We start from the raw sequence: 20,417 nt of genomic DNA on the forward strand, positions 1-20,417 counted from the left end.
CGGACACCTCTGGTCGTGAGCCCGGGGGAGAGTGCCCGGCGGCCGCCGTGCCCCGTCATTCCGGGCCTGCTGGTGTCCGCCCGCGTTCCCCCGCGCGGTAGCCTTCAGCAGCAGAGACAGCACATCACAGGGTCTCCCCGGCTCATGGGGGTGCCCCCGCTCGGGCGAAGCCGGGAGCGGGGGAGAAGCTGAGAGCTCGGGGAAGGGTCGGCGGACCGGCATGAATCGGCATGGAGGAGTCACGGCGATGGCCGAACACACCAGCTCGAGCATCACGATCGAGGCGGCACCCGCCGAAGTGATGGGAGTGATCGCCGACTTTGACCGCTACCCGGAATGGACCGGAGAGGTCAAAGAGGCAGAGGTGCTCGCCAAGGACGACCGCGGCCGCGCCGAGCAGGTACGCCTGCTGCTGGACGCCGGAGCGATCAAGGACGACCACACCCTCGCCTACACCTGGACCGGCGAGAACGAGGTCAGCTGGTCCCTGGTCAAGTCCCAGATGCTGCGCGCCCTCGACGGCTCCTACCAGCTCTCCGCGCTCGGCAACGGCGCGCGCACCGAGGTGACCTACCAGCTCACCGTCGACGTCAAGATCCCGATGCTCGGCATGATCAAGCGCAAGGCCGAGAAGGTCATCATCGACCGGGCACTGGCCGGGCTGAAGAAGCGCGTCGAGAGCGGCCACGACGGCCCGCAGACGCCCGCCGACGAGGCCAAGAAGCTCTGAGCGTGCGCATCGTCCTCGTCACGGGCTCCGGCGGCGCGGGCCGCACCACGCTCGCCGCCGCGACCGCCCTGGCCGGCGCCCGCCGGGGCGCGCGGGCCCTGCTGCTCACCACGGGGAGCAGCGCGCCGGAAACGGTGCTGGGCACCTCCCTCGGCGCCGGCACGCCCACCCCGATAGCGCCCGGTCTGCACGCCCGTCGCATCGACCCCGGCGACCGGTTCCGCCAGGAGTTCCTCGCCTTCCAGGAGCGCGCCGGCGCCGCCCTCGATCTGCTCGGCGCCGCCCCCCTCGACGAGGACGAACTCACCGAACTCCCCGGCTCCGAGGACTTCGCGCTGCTGCACGCGCTGCGCGCTGAACACGCCTCGGACGACTGGGACCTCGTCGTCGTCGACATGCCCTCGGCCGCCGAGACCATCCGGCTGCTCGCCCTGCCGGCCCAGGTGCGCCGCTATCTGCGCCGGCTGCTGCCGCCCGAGCGGCAGGCGGCCCGTGCGCTGCGCCCGGTGCTCGCCCAGCTCGCCGGCGTCCCGATGCCGGCCCAGAAGCTGTACGACGCCGCCGAGCGCTGGGAGACCGAACTCGCCGCCGTCCAGCGGACGATCGACGACCCCGGCACCTCCGTACGCCTGGTCACCGAAGCCGGCCCGGTCGCCGCCGCCACCCTGCGCACCATCCGCGCCGGACTCGCGCTGCACGGCCGCCGCACCGACGGCGTGGTCGTCAACCGGCTGCTGCCCACCGGCTCGGCCGACCCCTTCCTCGCCGCGCTCTCCGGCAGCCAGCAGACCGCCCTCAAGGCACTGCGCGAGGAGTTCCCCGACGTCCCCGTCCACGAGGTGCCGCACCTGGGCCGGGACCCCCAGGGCGTCGACGAGCTCGGCGAGTTGATCGGCGGACCGGCCGGCGAGATCGGCGCGGCCGCACCCGCCGACGGGCACCACCCCGACCCCTGGACCGTCGAGGACCGGCTGGCCACCGACGGCATTCTCGTCTGGCGGGTGCCGCTGCCCGGTGCCGAACGCAGGGGCCTCGGCCTGGTGCGCCGCGGCGACGAGATCGTGGTCACCGTCGGCTGCTTCCGGCGGATCCGTACGCTCCCCTCCGCGCTGCGCCGCTGCACCGTCTCCGGTGCCGGACTGCGCGACGGCGCCCTGGAGATCCGCTTCACGCCGGATCCGGACCTGTGGCCCAAGAGCGACTGAACGCGCTACCACCGTTCGGGTAACGTCGAGGGTGGGGCCCCGCCCCGATGTGCCCGTCCCGCACTGCTTCGCCGTACCGCCTCGCCGCAGGAGTCACGGAGTTCCTCATGAGTGATGCCACCGAGCGCCCCGCCGACCGCCAGGCCGCTCCCGATGCCGACGCCTGGGCGACCGCCTGCGCCGAGGACCTCGCGGCGGAGAAGGCCCGCCGCCGCACCGGCCCGGAGCCGGGCAGCGCCGCCGAGGAGCTGCGCAAGCTCGCCGAGGCGGTGACCGACAAGCTCGCCGGTATCCAGCTGCCCGGCGCGCTGGGCGGAATCGCCGCACAGGGCGCCGTCAACCAGCTCTTCAAGCAGGCCAAGGCGGCCGTCGAGCCGGTCATCGAGCGCAACCCCGACATCTTCGACCACCTCGCCGCGGCCGGCTCCGAGCTGCTCGCCGCCTACCGCTCCGCCGTCGAGGGCAGCGAGCGCCGCTGGACCCGTGACGACCTCGACGACCGGCCCGAGGGCCGCCGCGACGACGATCCGCGCGACGACGACGGCCCCACCGGCACCGAGCGGATCGACCTCGACTGAGCCCTCGGGGCCTTTGGTGTACGGGTGTCCCTCCCCCCACAGCCCGAAGAACGCGGAGGGCTCCCCCGCCTCCGGTACGGTGGGACTCGGCGGGGTTCGAGCGAAAAACTGAGGGACACATGGGACTCACCATCGGCGTCGACATCGGCGGCACGAAGATCGCGGCCGGCGTGGTCGACGAAGAGGGCTCGATCCTTGAGACGTGCAAGGTGTCGACTCCGCATGCCACCGATGCGCTGACCGAGGCCATCGCGGATGCGGTGCGCACCGTCGGGGCGGGCCATCAGGTCGAGGCCGTCGGCATCGGCGCGGCCGGCTATGTGGACGAGAAGCGGGCCACGGTCCTGTTCGCCCCGAACATCGACTGGCGCCATGAACCGCTCAAGGACAAGGTCGAACAGCGCGTCGGCCTCCCCGTGGTCGTCGAGAACGACGCCAACGCCGCGGCCTGGGGCGAGTACAAGTTCGGCGCGGGCCAGGGCCACAGCGACGTCATCTGCATCACCCTCGGCACCGGCCTCGGCGGCGGCATCATCATCGGCAACAAGCTGCGCCGTGGCCGCTTCGGCGTCGCCGCCGAATTCGGGCACATCCGGGTCGTGCCGGACGGTCTGCTGTGCGGCTGCGGCAACCAGGGCTGCTGGGAGCAGTACGCCTCCGGCCGCGCCCTGCTGCGCTACGCCCGCCAGCGCGCCTTCGCCACCCCCGAGAACGCCCAGATCCTGCTGGCGCTCGGCGACGGCACCTCCGAGGGCATCCAGGGCCGGCACGTGAGTGAGGCCGCCCGCCAGGGCGACCCGGTCGCCATCGACTCCTTCCGCGAACTGGCCCGCTGGGCCGGCGCCGGCCTCGCCGACCTCGCCTCGCTCTTCGACCCGTCCGCCTTCATCGTCGGCGGCGGCGTCTCGGACGAGGGCGAGCTGGTCCTGGAACCGATCCGCAAGTCCTTCCGCCGCTGGCTGGTCGGTAACCAGTGGCGGCCGCACGCCCAGGTACTCGCCGCCCAGCTCGGCGGCAAGGCCGGTCTGGTCGGCGCGGCCGACCTGGCGCGCCAGGGCTGACCCGCCACCGGGCGTCCAGCGCCTGCTCATCCGTACGGCACCGTCCGTCGCGCCCCAAGGGGGTGCGGCGGACGGTGCTCTATCTTGGCCCGCGTGACCCGCCCGGTGAGAGGACCTGCCGCCGTGATCTCGCTCCCTGTCTCCGCCACCGAGCCCGGCCCCGCCCCTGGGGAATCAGGACCCGGCGGTGCCGCCGTGATCCGGGTGCTCAGCTACAACATCCGCTCCCTGCGCGACGACCGCGTGGCACTGGCCAGGGTGGTCCGGGCCTGCGCACCCGATCTCGTGCTGATCCAGGAGGCGCCGCGGTTCTTCCGCTGGCGCAAGACCGCCGAGAAGCTGGCCCGCGCGGCCGGTCTGGTGTACGTCACCGGCGGCGGCACGACCGCGGGCCCGATGATCCTGTCCACCCTGCGCGCCCATGTGGAGCGTACGGAGGAGGTGCTGCTGCCCCGCACCCCCGGACTGCACCAGCGCGGTTTCGCCGTCGCCGTGGTCCGGATCGGCGGGGCCCGGCTCGGGGTGCTCAGCTGCCATCTCAGCCTCGCCGACCGGGAGCGCTACGAGCAGGCCGGGCTGCTGCTGGAGCATCTGGCCGCCCTGGAGGTGCCGTACGCCGTTGCCGGGGGCGACCTCAACGACCGGCCGGAGGGCCGCACCTTCCGGCGGCTGGCGGGGGCGCTCACGGACGCCTGGGCGGCCAAGCCGTGGGGCGGGGAGTTCACCTCCACGCCGCACGACCCGCATCAGCGGATCGACGCGATCTTCACCACGGAGGGTGTGGAGGTCCTGGGCTGCGGTGTGCCGCACGGGCTGGCGGGGGTGCGGGAGGCCGACCTCAGGGCCGCCACGGATCATCTGCCGGTGCTGGCCGCACTGCGGGTGCCGGCCACGGGCTGACTCACACCACCGCGCCGCTGCCCGGCAGATCGTTGTCGTCCTCGTCGTCGGTCTTCATCCGGGCCACCAGGGTGGCGAAGCCGCCGAGGAAGCCACCGATGCCCAGGACCGTGATCCACCAGGTCACCGGCTGCTGGAGGAGCACCATGGCCACCAGCAGCAGCGGGCCGCCGAGCACCGCGAGCCAGGCGAACTTGGCGGTGACATCGGCCTTCGGCAGCGGGGGCGGCTCGGGCGGCGTGAAGTGGCCCTCGTCGGTCTCGTCGAAGTCGTCGTCGGACGGTTTGCCGGCGCTCCAGTCGCGGGGCCCGACGCCCGGTGCGAAGACGACGAAGCTGCCCGGACGCGTGCCGTCGCCCGTGCCGTCCCCGTCGTCGCCCTTGCCGCCCTTGCCGTCCTTGCTGTCCTTGTCGTCCTTCCCGGCGCTCTCGGACGGTGCGGCGGCCTCGGGCTGCTCGGCCGTGCCGTCCTTCGTGACCGCCCCGGACGTCCCGGATGTCCCGGCCGTCGCGTCCGTGCCGTCACCGTCGCCCGCGGGGAATGACGGCTGCTCGCCGTAGCCCGCCACGATCTCGGCCCAGGCGGCCTCTTCGTCCAGCGGGTCCCGGGGGTCGCGGGGGCTACGCTCCGCCACTGGCCGTCCCCTCCTGCGCCGCGTCCGCCCGTGCTTCCGGCGCGAGCCGGGAGATGAAGGCGAAGGTGTCCCGGAAGATCTGCTCGGCGTCGTGGTCCAGCGTCGCGACGTGGTAGCTGTGCTCCAGCAGCGTCTGCCGCACGTCCGTGGAGGAGACCCGGGCGAGGATCCGCTCGGAGTCCGCGGCCGGTACGACATGGTCCTGCGGGCTGGTCATCACCAGCAACGGCTGGGTGACGCCCGGGAGTTCGGAGTCGACCTGCTGGAAGAACCGGCGCAGCGAATGCGCGGCGTGCAGCGGCACCCGCTCGTAGCCGACCTCCCGGGCGCCGGGCTTGGCGATATCGCTGACCACGCCCTTGGTGGTCTGTACGAGATGCCGCAGCACCGGCAGCAGCGGCGCGGCTGCGTCATGGACCTTGTTGCCCGGGTTGACCACCGCCACCCCGCTGATCGCGTCGCCGTGCTTGGCGGCCAGCCGCAGCGCCAGCGCACCGCCCATCGACAGTCCGCAGACGAAGACCTTGGTACAGCGCTCGGTCAGCGCGCGCAGTTCGCGGTCGACCTCGGCGTACCAGTCCTGCCACGTGGTGATCTGCATGTCCTGCCAGCGGGTGCCGTGACCGGGCAGCAGGGGGAGGGCGACCGTCAGTCCCCGGTCGGCCAGATATTCGGCCCAGGGGCGTACAGACTGGGGGGAGCCGGTGAAGCCGTGGCACACAAGGACGCCGACCTCTCCGCCGTCACGGCGGAACGGCTCGGCTCCGGGAAGGAGCGGCACCGGGGGACTCCGATCGATGAGGGGGCCTGGCGAGTTACCTCAGGGTACGCAAAGTGACGGCAAGCGGGTAGGTCCGGCGGGCGCCGCGGCGCGAGTGCGTCACCGGGGCAGGTTAAGGTCTTTGCGTCACACACAGGAGGCAGTCGGTTGATCTACGGCGCAATGAAGTTTTCCCTCGGAGGGTCGCTGAAGCTTGCCTTCAGGCCCTGGGTGGAAGGCATCGAGAACATTCCCGCCGAGGGTCCGGCGATCCTCGCGAGCAACCACCTGTCCTTCTCGGACTCCTTCTTCCTGCCCGCGGTGCTCGACCGCAAGGTCACCTTCATCGCCAAGTCCGAGTACTTCACCTCCCCGGGCGTGAAGGGCAAGCTGACCGCCGCCTTCTTCAAGGGCGTGGGCCAGCTGCCGGTCGACCGCTCGGGCGGCCGGGGGGCCGGCGAGGCGGCGATCAAGAGCGGTATCGAGGTGCTGGAGCGCGGTGAGCTGTTCGGCATCTACCCGGAGGGCACCCGCTCCCCGGACGGCCGGCTCTACCGCGGCAAGCCGGGCGGGCTGGCCCGGGTGGCGCTGGCCACCGGGGCGCCGGTCATCCCCGTGGCGATGATCGACACCGAGAAGGTGCAGCCGCCGGGCAAGATCGTGCCGAAGATGATCCGGCCGGGCATCCGTATCGGCAAGCCGCTGGACTTCACCCGCTATCAGGGCATGGAGGGCGACCGCTTCATCCTGCGGTCGGTCACCGACGAGGTCATGTACGAGATCATGAAGCTGTCCGGCCAGGAGTACGTCGACATCTACGCGACCGCGGCCAAGCGGCAGATCGCCGATGCGGCGAAGGCCGAGGCGAAGCAGCAGGCCGAGGCGGAGCAGGCCAAGAAGGCAGCCGCCGAATAGAGGCAGGGCCGAGGCCGGGCGCGGGGGCGCCCGGCGAGGGGGGGCCGGCAATGACGGATACGGACATGAGGACTGTGCAGAGCGGCCTGGCCGCCAGGCACAGGAGCAAGCCGCCGAGGGTGGTGCGGATGTCCGTCGAGCTGCCGCTGTGGCGTGCGCTCACCGGCTACCGGATCCTGACCCTCGTCTACACCCTGTGCCTGGTCGGGCTCTCCTACCAGAAGTACGCCCATCCGCTGGGCGCCGCCGCCTACATGGCCGCGCTCACCCTCTGGATGGTGCTGACCTGGCGCCGGACGACCTCAGCGGAGCGCTGCACCCGGCACTTCCTGCTCGCCGACCTCGGCTTCGCGGTCGGCGGCATCCTGCTCACCCCGCTGATCGACACCCACGCCCGCATCATGGACGGCGCGCCGACGCTGCCCTCCATCTGGACGGCGGGCGCCGTCCTGGGCTTCGCGATCAAGGGCGGCTGGCGCTGGGCCGCGGTGGCCTCCAGCGCCGTGGCGGTGGCCAATCTCGTCGAGCGCCAGGAGCTGGCCCGCGACACCGTCCACAACGTGGTGCTGGTGTGGGTGGCCAGTGTCGCCATCGGCTATGTCGTCGAGGTGGCCCGTGCCAGTGAGCGCACCCTCGCCCGCGCGCTGCAGATAGAGGCCGCCACCCGGGAGCGGGAGCGGCTGGCCCGTGACATCCACGACAGCGTGCTGCAGGTACTGGCGATGGTGCAGCGGCGCGGCGCCGCGATCGGCGGCGAGGCGGCCGAACTGGGCCGGATGGCCGGGGAACAGGAGGTCGCGCTGCGGGCCCTGGTCGCCGGCGGGCTGGTGTCGCCGCCGCGCGGGGGCGGGCCGGGCGGCGCGGCGCGGACGGTGCCGCACCCGGCCGGCGAGGGCGCGGCGGACGAGGCGGTGGCCTCCGCCCTGTCCGCACAGGCACCGGAACCGGCCGACGACGGGCCGTGCGACGTCCGGGCATTGCTCGCGCCGTTTGCGGGTGCCGGGGTGACGTTCTCCGAGCCCGGTGCCCCGGTCGAGCTGCCGGCCGCCGCGGCGGCCGAGCTCGCGGCCGCTGTCAGTGCGGCGTTGGACAATGTCCGGGTGCATGCGGGGGCCGAGGCCCGCGCATGGATCCTGGTGGAGGACGAACCGCATGCGGTGATCGTGACGGTCCGCGACGACGGCCCCGGCATTCCCGAGGGGCGGCTCGCGGACGCCGAGCGCGAGGGCCGGCTGGGGGTGGCCCTGTCGATCCGCGGCCGGCTGCGGGACCTGGGCGGTGCCGCGGAGTGGGTCTCGGTCCCCGGCCAGGGCACGGAAGTGGAGTTGACGGTCCCCAAGGGCACGGCGCCCGAGGGCGGAAGACGGGGGAAGGCGAGAACGTGAGCGAGCACGGCACGGAGCGGCACGGGGCCTCGCGGGGCGAGGTACCGGCATGAGTGAGCAGACGGTCCTGAAGGTCATGGTGGTCGACGACCACCCGATGTGGCGGGACGCGGTCGCGCGGGATCTGGCCGAGGCGGGGTTCGAGGTGGTGGCGACGGCCGGCGACGGCCTCCAGGCGGTGCGCAGGGCGCAGGCCGCCTCGCCCGATGTGCTCGTCCTGGACCTCAATCTGCCGGGGCTGCCCGGCGTCCAGGTGTGCAAGGAACTGGTCGGCGCCCGTCCGGCGCTGCGGGTGCTGGTGCTGTCCGCGAGCGGGGAGCACGCCGATGTCCTGGAGGCGGTCAAGTCCGGGGCGACCGGCTATCTGCTGAAGTCGGCGAGCACGGCGGAGCTGCTGGACGCGGTCCGGCGCACGGCCGCCGGCGACGCGGTGTTCACACCGGGCCTGGCCGGTCTGGTGCTCGGCGAGTACCGCAGGCTGGCGACCGACCCGGCCCCCGCGACGCCGGACGAGCCGGGCGCACCACAGCTGACGGACCGGGAGACCGAGGTCCTGCGGCTGGTCGCCAAGGGACTCTCGTACAAGCAGATCGCCGAACGGCTGGTCATCTCGCACCGCACGGTGCAGAACCACGTCCAGAACACCCTCGGCAAGCTCCAGTTGCACAACCGCGTGGAGCTGGTGCGCTATGCGATCGAGCGCGGCCTCGACGAGGGATGACCGGCGGGCTCACCGGCCGGACCGGCCACGGCCCGGCGGGATCCGCTCGTCCGGGTGAACGCCTCGCACCAACTCCCGGATAAATCACCGACATCACCGTCTGTCCCCTCCTTGAGTGACCCAGATCACCATTAGCGTGACCGGGGTCGGATCGAGCACGGCCGTGTGCGCGGCCACTGACGGGATGTAGGTGAAGCAGCGATGCGGGTCGGAGTACTGACCGGCGGCGGCGACTGCCCGGGTCTGAACGCGGTGATCAGGGGCGTCGTCCGCAAGGGCACCCAGGAGTACGGATACGAGTTCGTCGGCTTCCGGGACGGCTGGCGCGGGCCGATGGAAGGCGACACGATGCCGCTGGACATCCCGGCGGTGCGCGGCATCCTGCCGCGTGGCGGCACCGTCCTCGGCTCCTCGCGGACCAACCCCTTCAAGGAGAACGACGGCGTCCGCCGGATCAAGGAGACGCTCGCCAAGCAGGAGATCGAGGCGCTGATCGCGATCGGCGGCGAGGACACCCTAGGCGTCGCCGCCCGGCTCTCCGGCGAACACGCCATCCCCTGTGTCGGCGTCCCCAAGACCATCGACAACGACCTGTCGGCCACGGACTACACCTTCGGTTTCGACACCGCCGTCGGCGTCGCCACCGAAGCCATCGACCGGCTGCACACCACCGCCGAGTCCCATATGCGGGTGCTGGTCGTCGAGGTGATGGGCCGGCACGCCGGCTGGATCGCGCTGCACTCCGGTCTCGCCGGCGGGGCGAACGTCATCCTCATCCCGGAGCAGCGCTTCGATATCGAGCAGGTCTGCCGGTGGATCGACTCCCGCTTCAAGGTCCGCTACGCCCCGATCGTGGTCGTCGCCGAGGGCGCGATGCCCAAGGACGGGCAGATGGTGCTCAAGGACGACACCACGGACTCCTTCGGGCATGTCCGGCTGTCCGGTGTGGGGGAGTGGCTGGCCAAGGAGATCGAGTCGCGTACGGGCAAGGAGGCGCGGACGACGGTCCTCGGGCACACCCAGCGCGGCGGTACCCCCAGCGCCTTCGACCGCTGGCTGGCCACCCGCTTCGGGCTGCACGCCATCGACGCGGTGCGCGACGGCGACTTCGGGAAGATGGTCGCGCTGCGCGGTACGGACATCGTCCGGGTGCCGATCGCGGAGGCCACCGCCCAGCTGAAGACCGTCGATCCGGCGCTCTACGCCGAGGTCGGGGTGTTCTTCGGCTGAGCCCGGCCGCTCGCCGCTCCCACCGCAGCTCCTGCCGCCGTCCCGCGCTCCGGGCGGCACCGCCGGGCGATGGGCCGTATATTCGCCATACGCGACATATCCGGCCTATCGCTCATGGGCGGGAGATTCTGAACCGGCGGAAGAACCCGGGAGTGCTCGTGGAGATCGTCGCCTTCGGCGTGCAGACGGATGAGCGGCCGTTCCTGGAGAAGGCCTTCGCCGGCCGGCACCAGGTCCGCAGCCTGGATGTCTTCCTCAACCGCGACACCGCCCCCATCGCGCGTGGCTACGAGATCGTCAGCTCCAGCGTCAACGCCGATCTGGGCGCGGACGTCCTGCAGACCCTCGCGGCCGGCGGGACGAAGATGATCGCCCAGCGCTCCACGGGCTTCAACAACATCGATCTGGAGGCCGCGGCCGACCTCGGGATGAGCGTCGGCCGGGTCGCCCGCTACTCGCCCTACGCGGTCGCCGAATTCGCCTGGGCGCTGACGCTGGCCGTCAATCGGGGGATGGTCCGGGCCACGAACCGCACCCGTAATTTCGACTTCCGGCTGGACGGCCTGATGGGCCGCGATCTGCACGGGCGTACGGCGGGGGTGCTCGGCACCGGCAAGATCGGCGAGGCCTTCACCCGGATCGCCCATGGTTTCGGCATGAACCTGCTCGGCTGGGACCTCGCCGAGAACCCGCACTGCGTCGGGCTCGGCATGAAGTACGTCGCCCGGGAGCGGCTGTTCGCCGAGGCGGATCTGCTCTCCCTGCACCTCCCGCTGGTGGACTCCACCCGGCATCTCATCGACGCCGCCGCACTGGCCGCGATGAAGGACGACGCGATCCTGATCAACACCAGCCGCGGCGGGCTGGTCGACACCGCGGCCCTCGTCGACACGCTCAAGGCCGGCCGGCTCACCGGCGTCGGCCTGGACGTCTACGAGGAGGAGGCCGCGTTCTTCTTCTTCGACAAGTCCCTGGACATCATCAGCGACGACACCCTCGCCCGCCTGATGACCTTCGGGAACGTGCTGATCACCTCACACCAGGCGTACTTCACCCAGGACGCGGTGGGCCAGATCATCGAGGCCACCGTGGCCAATGTCGAGGACTATCTGGCCCACCGCACCAACGAGAACATGCTGGTCACACGAGGACAGCTGCCAACAGCTGCGCGGTGACCGAGGCGCCGTCCAGGGTCAGCACCGACTCCGGGTGGAACTGCACCCCCGCAAAGCCCGGACCGCGCAGCGCATGCACCTCACCGGTGGCCGCGTCCCGGCTCAACTCCACGCGGTGCATGGCGAGTTCGGCCGCGGTGGTGTCATCGCAGCGGGCCGTGAAGGTGTTGTAGAAGCCGACCGTCTCCATACGTCCGAAGAACTCGATCCGCTCCTGCGCCCCCTGGAAGGGCACCTCCTTGCGGACGATCTCCAACCCCAGCTCCGCGGCGAGCAGTTCATGGCCGAGGCACACTCCCAGCACGCCGTGCCGGTGCCCCGCGACCAGTTCGGCGGTCAGCGACCGCAGGAAGCGCATCTTGGGGTCGGCGGCATCGGACGGATCGCCCGGCCCCGGGCCCAGCACGACCGGGCCCCGGTGCGCACGGGCGGCCTCGCGCAGCCCCGGCTCGTCGAAGCGGCGCACGGTGACGGTCAGCCCCGAGGTGCGCAGCAGATGCGCCAGCATCGCGGTGAAGGTGTCCTCCGCATCGATGACCAGGGCATGCCCGCTCAGCTCGGCGATCGGCGCGGTGGTCTGCATTCGCAGCCAGAACGGCGCCAGGCCCGCCCGGCGGGCGTCCAGCGCGGCCCGCACCCGCGGGTCGTCGGCCAGCCGCGGCGGCCGCCCTCCGGCCGCCGGGTGCGCGGGCGCCGGACGGACACCCAGCGCGCTCAGTACCCCCGCGGCCTTGGCATGGGTCTCGGCGACCTCGCTGTGCGGGTCGGAGCCGCGCACCAGCGTGGCGCCGACCGGCACCCGCAGCCGCCCTCCGGCGGAGATATCGGCGGTCCGGATGAGGATCGGCGAGTCCAGCGTCCGGTCGCCGCCGGCATCCCGCCCGATCAGCGCCAGCGCCCCCGCGTAGTAGCCGCGCCCCCGGCCGTCGCGGTCCACCGGCTCATGCCGTTCGATCACCCGGCAGGCGTTCTGCACCGGCGACCCGGTGACCGTCGCCGCGAACATCGTCTCCTTGAGCACCTCGCGCACATCGAGGGTGGACCGGCCGCGCAGCTCGTACTCGGTGTGCGCGAGATGCGCCATCTCCTTGAGCCGGGGCCCGATCACCACACCGCCCTTGTCGCCGACGGTGCACATCATCTTCAGCTCCTCGTCCACCACCATGGACAGCTCCTCGACCTCTTTGCGGTCGTCGAGGAACGCCAGCAGGCTCTCGGTGGTGGGGCCGCCCTCCGGGTAGCGGTAGGTGCCGCTGATCGGATTCATCACGACCGTCCCCCCGGACATCCGGACATGTACCTCGGGGCTGGCGCCGACCAGCGTGTGCACCCCGGGACGGTGCACCACATACGTCCAGTACGCGCCGCGCTCACCGGCCAGCAGCCGCCGGAACAGCGCCAGCGCGTCGGCCGCCGAGAAGTCCGTGATCTCGCCCTCGAACGTCCTGCGGATGACGAAGTTCGCGCCCTCGCCGGTGCCGATCTCGTCCCGTACCACCCGCCCGACGATCCCGGCGTAGGCGTCGTCGTCCACGTCGAACGCCCCGTCCGTCACCCGCACCTCATGCGTGGGCAGCGCCGCCAGTATCTCGTCCAGGGGCAGCTCGGCGGTTTCCCGGGGGCGCAGCACGGCCAGCGGGGTGCCGTCGTCATGCGCCCGGAAGCCGCGCTCGCGGATCTGCCGGAACGGGATCAGTGCGAGCGCGTCGGTCACCGGCGCGTCCGGGGTCCCGTCGCCCAGCGGGATGTCGGCCAGCCGCTCGACCTCCGTCACCTCGCCGGTCAGCACCTCGACAGTGGGGGAGGCGGCGTCCCGCCCCGGGGTGCGGCGGTGCAGCAGGGCGAACGGGGGGCAGGCGGGGTCGAGCAGCCGCTGGACGAGCGCGGCGGCGTCGGTGCGGGCGGGGGGCTCGCGGTGCATGGCGGGAGTTCCTTCCAGGAGAGGAGGAACGGCCGCCGGAAAAGGCTGAAGGCCGCCCCTCGGGCGGCCTTCGCGAAGTGTGGGATGTGCGCGCGAATCAGTGGGCCGCCGGATGAGCGGTCCACCACCAGGTCCTGTTCAAGGCAGGTCGCGTGCACATGCGGGGCACCCTACCGGACCGTCCGAGTGCCGTGCGTCTCAAAGTCCGGATGCCGGGACGGACACTCTCGCGGGACCCCGTAATGTGGGGCTTGTGACCGTGAACGCTGAAACCCACGCCGGTGGCAACACCTGGCGAGACCTGCCCGCGGCGCAGCAGCCTGACTGGCCGGACCAAGAGGCTCTGCGCGATGTGATCGCGGAGCTCGAGTCCTATCCGCCGCTCGTCTTCGCGGGCGAGTGCGACCAGCTGCGCGAGCGCCTGGGAGCGGTCGCCCGTGGTGAGGCGTTCCTGCTTCAGGGCGGCGACTGCGCGGAGGCCTTCGACGCCGTATCCGCCGAGCACATCCGTAACAAGCTCAAGACGCTTCTCCAGATGGGCGCCGTCCTGACCTACGCCGGGTCCGTCCCGGTGGTCAAGGTCGGCCGGATCGCCGGCCAGTACAGCAAGCCGCGCTCCAAGCCCACCGAGACGCGCGACGGGGTGACACTGCCGACCTACCGCGGCGACTCCGTCAACGGCTTCGAGTTCACCGAGGCGGCCCGGATCCCGGACCCGCAGCGGCTGAAGCGGATGTACCACGCCTCCGCGGCGACCCTGAACCTCGTGCGCGCCTTCACCACCGGCGGCTACGCCGACCTGCGGCAGGTGCACGCCTGGAACCAGGACTTCGTGAAGTCCTCGCCCTCCGGACAGCGCTACGAGGCGCTCGCCCGCGAGATCGACCGCGCGATGAACTTCATGAACGCCTGCGGGGTGAACCCGGAGGAGTTCCGCACCGTCGAGTTCTACGCCTCCCACGAGGCGCTGGTCCTCGACTACGAGTCCTCGCTGACCCGGGTGGACTCGCGCACCGGCAACCTCTACGACGTCTCCGGCCACATGGTCTGGATCGGCGAGCGCACCCGTCAGCTGGACGGTGCGCACCTCGAGTTCGCCTCGCGCATCCGCAACCCCATCGGCGTCAAGCTGGGCCCGACGACCACTGCACAGGACGCGCTGACGCTCATCGAGCGCCTCGACCCGGAGCGGGAGCCGGGCCGGCTGACCTTCATCACCCGCATGGGAGCGGACAAGATCCGCGAGAAGCTTCCCGAGCTGGTCGAGAAGGTCACCGCCTCCGGCGCGCAGGTCGCCTGGATCTGTGACCCGATGCACGGCAACACCTTCGAGGCGGCCTCCGGTCACAAGACCCGGCGCTTCGACGATGTGCTGGACGAGGTCAAGGGCTTCTTCGAGGTCCACAAGAGCCTCGGCACGCACCCGGGCGGTATCCACGTCGAGCTGACCGGTGACGATGTCACCGAGTGCGTGGGCGGCGGCGACGAGATCTTCGTCGACGATCTCCACCAGCGCTACGAGACGGCCTGCGACCCGCGGCTCAACCGCAGCCAGTCGCTGGACCTGGCGTTCCTGGTGGCGGAGATGTACCGCGATCAGTGAGGCGGTCGGCCGCTGACCTGCACCGACGGTCAGGGACATAGCAGAAGTGGGGCGCGGATCCTGTGATCCGCGCCCCACCGCGTTGTGCAGCCCCTGCCGGGCCAGGTAAGGTAAGGGTTACCTCACTCAAGATCAGCCGGATCGGTGGGGCATCCCACCGGAGGTGAACCGCGTGTACGTCTGCTCTTGCTTCGGGATCACCGAGCAGCAGGTCCGCGAGCACGCGGACACGGGCGCCTGTACACCCCGCCAGATCGCCTCCGCCTGCAAGGCCGGCACCGACTGCGGCGGTTGTGTGCGCCGTATCCAGTCGCTGCTCGGCCGGGGGGACTGCCCTCGCCGGGAGCTCATCGACAGCGGTGCGCCCGAACCGCTGGGCGCGGAGGCGGACGCAGTGGCGCCCGCGGCGCTCTCGGAGGCCGCGTAGCCCTCAGGGGCGCGGGTGATCTCCCCGTGCCGGCCGGGCCGCCGCGGAGGGTACGCATCCGGCCCCTCGCTCAGCTCGGCTGCTCGATGATCTGGGCGATGTAGAGCGCCTCCCCGAGCTTCTCGATCAGTTCCAGCTGGGTGTCGAGATAGTCGATGTGGTGCTCCTCGTCGGCGAGGATGTCCTCGAAGATATTCGCCGAGGTGATGTCGCCCTTGTTGCGCATGAGCTCGATACCGCGCTTGAGCCGGTCGATGGCCTCGACCTCGATCTGCCGGTCGGCCTGGAACATCTCGGTGACGGTCTGACCGACCCGCACATGGAACAGCCGCTGGTAATTCGGCAGACCGTCGAGGAAGAGAATCCGGTCCGTGAGGATCTCCGCGTGCTTCATCTCGTCGAAGGACTCGGAGCGGGTGTACTTCGCGAGCTTCGTCCAGCCGAAGTTCTCCTGCATCTTGGCGTGCAGGAAGTACTGATTGATCGCGGTCAGCTCGGCGGTCAGCTGCTCGTTGAGGAATTCGATGACCTCGGGGTCGCCCTGCATGGCTGCGGGCTCCTTCCACGCGAGAACTGGGCAGGTGCCGCGCATCCTCGCACCGCCCGGAGCGGGGCGTCCAGTAAGTGCATGCTTAGTACGAGTTGCCCGAATCCCTCCCGCCCTGGTCATCGGCACCCCTTCCAGTCTGACAACATGGAGGGCATGGGTCAGCCGGAAAGCCGCGAAGAGGAGCCTCCTGAGCTGCCTCCGGGGCAGCGGCTCCAGCGGGGCTGGCCGGTGACGCATTACGGGCCGGTGCCGAAGTTCCGCGCCGAACGCTGGGAGTTCCGGGCTTTCGGCGCCACCGCCGACGGCGCGAAGCACTGCTGGTCGCACGAGGAATTCACGGCGCTGCCGTACAGCACGGTCGTCGCGGATATGCACTGCGTGACAAAATTCAGCATGCTGGGAGCCGAATGGGGCGGGATCCGCACCCGGACGATCCTGGATCTGGCGCCACCGGCATCCGATGTCACCCATGTCATGGTGTGGGCCGAGTACGGCTTCAGTTCGAATGTGCGGATCGAGGATTTCGCCGCGGAGAAGTGCCTCTTCGCCACTCATCGCTCCGGTGAACTCCTCACCGCGGAGCACGGATTCCCGGTCCGTCTGATCGTGCCGCATCTGTACGCCTGGAAAGGGCCCAAATGGGTCCGCGGTATCGAATACATGCGGGCCGACCGCCGTGGCTTCTGGGAGGAGCGCGGCTACCACAATCTGGGTGACCCGTGGCGGGAGCAGCGGTACTCGTACCAGGAAGAGCCCGGCGACGGCCCCGAACTCTGATCCGTGTGCCCCGGGCGGGTTTCCGTGACCGGAGGGCCGTGCTCAGTGGTGGTACCGGTGCGCCACCGCATGTCCCTTGCCGCGGCCGATCATCCACTTGTTGACCGGCGTGGTCACCACGAAGGCGAGCACCAGGGATGCGGCCAGGACGCCCCAGAACAGCGCGTCCGAGAGCTGGGCGTCCATGGCGCGCGGCCAGAGCGCGATCACGCCGTTGTCGATCTGCTCCATGACCGCGATGGAGAGCGTGTCGGCGGCGAGCGCGACCCGGAGTGCCGCCCGGAAGCCGACGCCCGCCGCCAGGACGCCGCGCAGGGTGAGCGCATAGCCGAACGCGAAGGCCAGCGCGATCGCCAGGATCATCGTCGGGACGTTGTGCCAGCTCAGGGCCGTGCCGATCACCATGCCGAGGATCTCACCGAGGGCGCAGCCGGTCAGGCAGTGCAGGGTCGCCCTGGCGGCCGGCGCCCAGCCCGCCGGGCCGGGGCCGGCGGCTGCCGCAGGGCCGGCGGTGTTCGGTCGGCCGGTGCGCTCCGCAGAGCCGCCGTGCGCGCGGTGCGCGTCGTGTGCGGGCGCCTGGCGCTCGTGCGGTGCGTGTGCCATGGAATACCCCCAACGGGAGAGGACGGTTCCTGCCCGGCAGCGGAAACCGTGTACCCCCTGGGGGCATTCCCTCAAGGGTGCACCGGCAGGCTCAGGGCGCGCGCAGCTCCTTGAGCCGGGCCACGTCCGCCGCATGGCCCTCCTTGCCGCCCGGCGTCTCGACGACCAGCGGCACCCCGGCCGTCGCCGGATGGACGAACAGCTCGCCGAACGGCTCCGCACCGATGTGACCTGCGCCGATGTTCTCGTGCCTGTCCTTGTGGGCGCCGACCACATCCTTGGAGTCATTGGCGTGGATCAGCTTCAGCCGGCCCTCGCCGGTGACCTCCACCAGCTCGTCCAGCAGCGCCTTCATCCCGCCGGGCGCCGCCATGTCGTGCCCGGCGGCGAACGCATGGCAGGTGTCGAGGCAGACCCCCAGCTTGGGGTGCCGGTCCAGCGCGTCGAAATACGGCCCGAGGTCCTCGGCCAGCGCACACAGCGATGCGCCCTGCCCGGCCGTCGGCTCCAGCAGCAGCCAGGGGTCGTCCGGGTGCGTCAGCTCGTCGAGCAACGGCCGCATCCGCTCCCTGACCTGCGCCATCGCCGCCGCACGCGGCCGCCCGCCGGTCGCCGAGCCGGTGTGCACGACCACCCCGAGCGCCCCGATCTCCCGGCCGCGGCGCAGTGAGTGGCGCAGCGACACCACGGATTTGTCGACGGTCGCCCCGGTGTGCGAACCGAAGTTGATCAGATACGGCGCATGGACATACGCCGGAATCCCCTGCAGGGCGCAGGCCGCCCGGAACGCCTCGTCCTGTTCGGGGCTGCCGGGGGTCGTCGCCCAGCCGCGCGGATTGGCCACGAAGACCTGCACGACCTCGTCGCCCATCTCGCGGGCGTACGGAATGCCAACCTTGGCCAGGCCGCCGGCCACCGGCACATGGCCGCCGACCGGATTACGGGCACGGGCGCGCTGCTCGGCGCCCTTCGGGGAGGGGGAGGTACTCACCCTCCCAGGGTGCCAGGTGCGCCACGGCCGCCGTCCGCCGGACGGCGGCCCCGCCGCATCAGGGCGCTACAGCGCGCCCTTCATCTTGATGGTGATCGTGCCGCCCTTCGGCGCCTTCTCGCCGGGCTCCACGGACTGCGAGTCGACCTCGTCCTGCGGGAACAGGAACGGCTTCTTCACCTCGACCTGGAAGCCGAGATCCGTCAGCTGCTTCTTGGCGTCCTCTTCGTTCTTGCCGGTGACATCCGGGACGGGGATCATCTCCGGGCCCCTGGAGAGCGTGAGGGTGACCGTGTCGCCCTTGCCCAGCTTCTTGCCCTCGGCCGGTGTCTGCCGGGCGACGGTGCCCTTGTCCTGGGTGGAGTGGACCGGCTCGGCGGCGAAGCGCACCTTGAGGCCCGCCGCCCGCAGGGTGTCCGCGGCGTCCGCGCGCTCGCTGCCGAGCACCCCGGGCACCTGGACCTCGGAGCCCCGGCTGATGGTCAGCGCCACCGCCGTATCGGGCCGCCGCTTGCTGCCCGCGGTCGGGTCCGTACGGATCACCGAGCCCCTGGCGACCTCGTCACTGAACTGCCGGGCCTCGGTGCCCGGGATCAGCCCGCGGTCCCGCAGCTTCCGCTTGGCGTCGGCGACCGGGGTCCCCGCCAGATCCGGGACGGTGACGATATTCGGACCCCGGGAGACGGTGAGCGTGACCGTGCCCGTCCCCCGGATCTGCTTGCCGTTGGCCGGGTGCGTCTTCATGACATGACCGCGGTCCACATTCGAGCTGAAGCCGCGCACCACCTTCACGCTCAGGCCCTCGTCACGCAGTGTCTTCTCGGCCTTGGCCTGCGGCATGTCCAGCACCGCGGGGACGGTGGTGAACTGGCCGAAGTTGATGTACCAGACGCCCGTGCCCGCCCCGAGGAGCAGCAGTACCGCCGCGATGATCGTGGCCAGCCGGTGCCGCTGGAGCAGCCCGCCACGGGGCGCCGGGGGCGCCGGCACCGGACGCAGCCGGGTCGTCTGCTCCGTCGGCGGCACCTCCAGCCGGCTGGTCCGGTTCAGCTCCGCCTCGTCCGTCCCCGGCAGCGGCGGCTGTACGCCCTCGGGCCGGGGTATCACGTCCGTGCGCTCCGAGCCGTCGCCGAGGCCGTCGGCGGGCACCTCGTGGGCCTGCGGCGGCACGACATCCAGCTGGGCGTCGGTCAGCTGTGCACGGGCCTCCTGCGCCCGGGACAGCAGTGCCACCGCGTCCTGCGGGCGCTGCTGCGGGTCGCGGGCGGTGGCCTGCGCCACCAGCTCGTCCAGCTGCGGCGCGAGACCGGGCACCAGCCCCGACGGCGGCAGCACGTCCTCGTGCAGATGCTGGTAGAGGACCTGCGCCACGGACCCGCCGGTGTGCGGCTTGCCGCCGGTCAGCATCTCGTAGAGCACCACACCGCAGGCGTAGACATCGACCCGGGCGTCCGCGGTGCCGTGCTCCATCTGCTCGGGGGCGAGATAGGAGACGGTACCCAGGACGGAACCGGTCGAGGCGGTGGTGTTCGTGTCCACCGCGCGCACCAGACCGAAGTCGGCGACCTTCACCCGGCCGTCGTCGCCGATCAGGACGTTCTCCGGCTTCATGTCGCGGTGCACCAGACCGGCGCGGTGCGCAGCGCCCAGCGCGGCCAGGATCGGCTCCAGGATGTCCAGCGCGGCCCGCGGCTGCAGGGCGCCGCGCTCGCGCAGCACATCGCGCAGCGTGCAGCCGGCGACGTACTCCATCGCCAGATAGACGTACGTCCCGTCCGTGCCCTGGTCGAAAACCCCCACCACATTCGGATGCGACAGCCGCGCGACCGACTTCGCCTCGCGGATGAAGCGGTCGACGAAGGCCGCATCCGTGGCGAGGGTGGGATGCATCACCTTCAGCGCGAGCAGACGGTCCAGCCGGGTGTCCACGGCCTGGTACACCGTGGCCATACCGCCTGCAGCGATGCGCGCCTGGACGCGGTAGCGGCCGTCGAGCAGCTGGCCCACGAGCGGGTCCTGAAGGGTCGTATCCACGGCAGACGAGTGTATGGCCTAATGCGGGGTTGTCGCCTGGCGGCCCTCCCACGTTTGCGGCTGTCCCGCCGTGGTTGTTGCTCGCCGTTGCGCCTGGCGGCGTCTCGCCGTTGCGCCTGCGGCGGGCGGGGTCCGCTGCGCGGGGCTTTCGGGGTGCGGTGACGGGCCTGCGCGGGTGGGGGTGTCCGGACTGCTTCGCTTTACGTCCGGACACCCC

The 20,417-nt window shown here is 71.4% G+C and carries 20 protein-coding genes; 13 read left to right on the forward strand and 7 right to left on the reverse strand.

From position 1 onward, the window contains the following. Nucleotides 1–247 precede the first annotated feature (247 nt). From AB0C46_RS39125 to AB0C46_RS39145, 5 genes are all read left to right on the forward strand, one after another. Nucleotides 248–730 carry an SRPBCC family protein gene (locus tag AB0C46_RS39125; RefSeq protein WP_362833886.1) on the forward strand — a complete coding sequence of 161 codons (483 nt, stop codon included), beginning with the start codon at nt 248–250 and terminating at the stop codon, nt 728–730. Nucleotides 731–732: 2 nt separating this feature from the next. Then, complete coding sequence (locus AB0C46_RS39130) at nt 733–1,935, forward strand: ArsA-related P-loop ATPase (RefSeq protein WP_362833887.1); 1,203 nt, start codon at nt 733–735, stop codon at nt 1,933–1,935. 107 nt (nt 1,936–2,042) lie between these two features. Then, the gene (locus AB0C46_RS39135; protein WP_362833888.1) at nt 2,043–2,513 is read left to right on the forward strand and encodes a DUF5304 domain-containing protein; all 471 of its coding nucleotides are present in this window, start codon (nt 2,043–2,045) and stop codon (nt 2,511–2,513) included. Between the two features lie 119 nt (nt 2,514–2,632). Continuing rightward, entirely contained in the window at nt 2,633–3,574 is a 942-nt protein-coding gene (locus AB0C46_RS39140) for an ROK family glucokinase (protein WP_362833889.1), read from the forward strand. A 123-nt stretch (nt 3,575–3,697) separates the two neighbouring features. After that, entirely contained in the window at nt 3,698–4,474 is a 777-nt protein-coding gene (locus AB0C46_RS39145; RefSeq protein ID WP_362833890.1) for an endonuclease/exonuclease/phosphatase family protein, read from the forward strand. 1 nt (nt 4,475) lies between these two features. Here AB0C46_RS39145 and AB0C46_RS39150 read toward each other — a convergent pair whose 3' ends face one another. Beyond that, the gene (locus AB0C46_RS39150) at nt 4,476–5,108 is read right to left on the reverse strand and encodes a hypothetical protein (RefSeq protein ID WP_362833891.1); all 633 of its coding nucleotides are present in this window, start codon (nt 5,106–5,108) and stop codon (nt 4,476–4,478) included. After that, on the reverse strand, nt 5,095–5,889 hold the full coding sequence (locus tag AB0C46_RS39155; RefSeq protein ID WP_362833892.1) for an alpha/beta fold hydrolase: 795 nt from the start codon (nt 5,887–5,889) through the stop codon (nt 5,095–5,097). The genes AB0C46_RS39150 and AB0C46_RS39155 overlap by 14 nt, the downstream gene beginning before the upstream one ends. A 162-nt stretch (nt 5,890–6,051) precedes the next feature. Here AB0C46_RS39155 and AB0C46_RS39160 point away from each other — a divergent pair, with 162 nt between their 5' ends. The 5 genes from AB0C46_RS39160 (at nt 6,052) to AB0C46_RS39180 (ending at nt 11,294) form a co-directional block, all read left to right on the forward strand. Further along, on the forward strand, nt 6,052–6,783 hold the full coding sequence (locus AB0C46_RS39160) for a lysophospholipid acyltransferase family protein (RefSeq protein WP_362833893.1): 732 nt from the start codon (nt 6,052–6,054) through the stop codon (nt 6,781–6,783). Between the two features lie 128 nt (nt 6,784–6,911). Further along, entirely contained in the window at nt 6,912–8,168 is a 1,257-nt protein-coding gene (locus tag AB0C46_RS39165; protein ID WP_362833905.1) for a DUF5931 domain-containing protein, read from the forward strand. A 49-nt stretch (nt 8,169–8,217) separates the two neighbouring features. Then, the gene (locus tag AB0C46_RS39170) at nt 8,218–8,889 is read left to right on the forward strand and encodes a response regulator transcription factor (RefSeq protein WP_362833894.1); all 672 of its coding nucleotides are present in this window, start codon (nt 8,218–8,220) and stop codon (nt 8,887–8,889) included. A gap of 201 nt (nt 8,890–9,090) precedes the next feature. Next, entirely contained in the window at nt 9,091–10,119 is a 1,029-nt protein-coding gene (locus AB0C46_RS39175; RefSeq protein WP_362833895.1) for a 6-phosphofructokinase, read from the forward strand. A 158-nt stretch (nt 10,120–10,277) separates the two neighbouring features. Continuing rightward, nucleotides 10,278–11,294, forward strand: a complete 1,017-nt coding sequence (locus tag AB0C46_RS39180) for a 2-hydroxyacid dehydrogenase (RefSeq protein WP_362833896.1) — start codon at nt 10,278–10,280, stop codon at nt 11,292–11,294. On the opposite strand, the gene AB0C46_RS39185 is transcribed toward AB0C46_RS39180, so the two are convergent. Further along, the gene (locus AB0C46_RS39185) at nt 11,260–13,215 is read right to left on the reverse strand and encodes an anthranilate synthase family protein (RefSeq protein ID WP_362833897.1); all 1,956 of its coding nucleotides are present in this window, start codon (nt 13,213–13,215) and stop codon (nt 11,260–11,262) included. The genes AB0C46_RS39180 and AB0C46_RS39185 overlap by 35 nt on opposite strands. A 259-nt stretch (nt 13,216–13,474) precedes the next feature. Between AB0C46_RS39185 and AB0C46_RS39190 the strand changes: the two genes are divergently transcribed. Together AB0C46_RS39190 and AB0C46_RS39195 are read left to right on the forward strand one after the other, a co-directional pair. Then, nucleotides 13,475–14,818 (forward strand): class II 3-deoxy-7-phosphoheptulonate synthase, encoded by a 1,344-nt coding sequence (locus AB0C46_RS39190; RefSeq protein WP_362833906.1) that lies wholly within the window; start codon nt 13,475–13,477, stop codon nt 14,816–14,818. Between the two features lie 172 nt (nt 14,819–14,990). Further along, nucleotides 14,991–15,245 (forward strand): (2Fe-2S)-binding protein, encoded by a 255-nt coding sequence (locus AB0C46_RS39195; protein WP_093645843.1) that lies wholly within the window; start codon nt 14,991–14,993, stop codon nt 15,243–15,245. Nucleotides 15,246–15,315: 70 nt separating this feature from the next. On the opposite strand, the gene bfr is transcribed toward AB0C46_RS39195, so the two are convergent. After that, entirely contained in the window at nt 15,316–15,792 is a 477-nt protein-coding gene (bfr, locus tag AB0C46_RS39200; protein WP_362833898.1) for a bacterioferritin, read from the reverse strand. Nucleotides 15,793–15,948: 156 nt separating this feature from the next. Here bfr and AB0C46_RS39205 point away from each other — a divergent pair, with 156 nt between their 5' ends. Continuing rightward, the gene (locus AB0C46_RS39205) at nt 15,949–16,572 is read left to right on the forward strand and encodes a sulfite oxidase-like oxidoreductase (RefSeq protein ID WP_362833899.1); all 624 of its coding nucleotides are present in this window, start codon (nt 15,949–15,951) and stop codon (nt 16,570–16,572) included. A gap of 42 nt (nt 16,573–16,614) precedes the next feature. Here the strand turns inward: AB0C46_RS39205 and AB0C46_RS39210 are convergent, their stop codons facing one another. The 3 genes from AB0C46_RS39210 to pknB form a co-directional block, all read right to left on the reverse strand. After that, a complete protein-coding gene (locus AB0C46_RS39210) occupies nt 16,615–17,175 on the reverse strand; it encodes a DUF4396 domain-containing protein (protein WP_362833900.1) in 561 nt (186 codons plus the stop codon). A 91-nt stretch (nt 17,176–17,266) separates the two neighbouring features. Beyond that, nucleotides 17,267–18,166, reverse strand: a complete 900-nt coding sequence (locus tag AB0C46_RS39215; protein WP_362833901.1) for a deoxyribonuclease IV — start codon at nt 18,164–18,166, stop codon at nt 17,267–17,269. Nucleotides 18,167–18,232: 66 nt separating this feature from the next. Then, nucleotides 18,233–20,200, reverse strand: a complete 1,968-nt coding sequence (gene pknB, locus AB0C46_RS39220) for a Stk1 family PASTA domain-containing Ser/Thr kinase (RefSeq protein ID WP_362833902.1) — start codon at nt 20,198–20,200, stop codon at nt 18,233–18,235. Nucleotides 20,201–20,417 lie beyond the last annotated feature (217 nt).

The sequence above is a fragment of the Streptomyces sp. NPDC048637 genome (genome assembly GCF_040650675.1).
Lineage (GTDB): Bacteria > Actinomycetota > Actinomycetes > Streptomycetales > Streptomycetaceae > Streptomyces.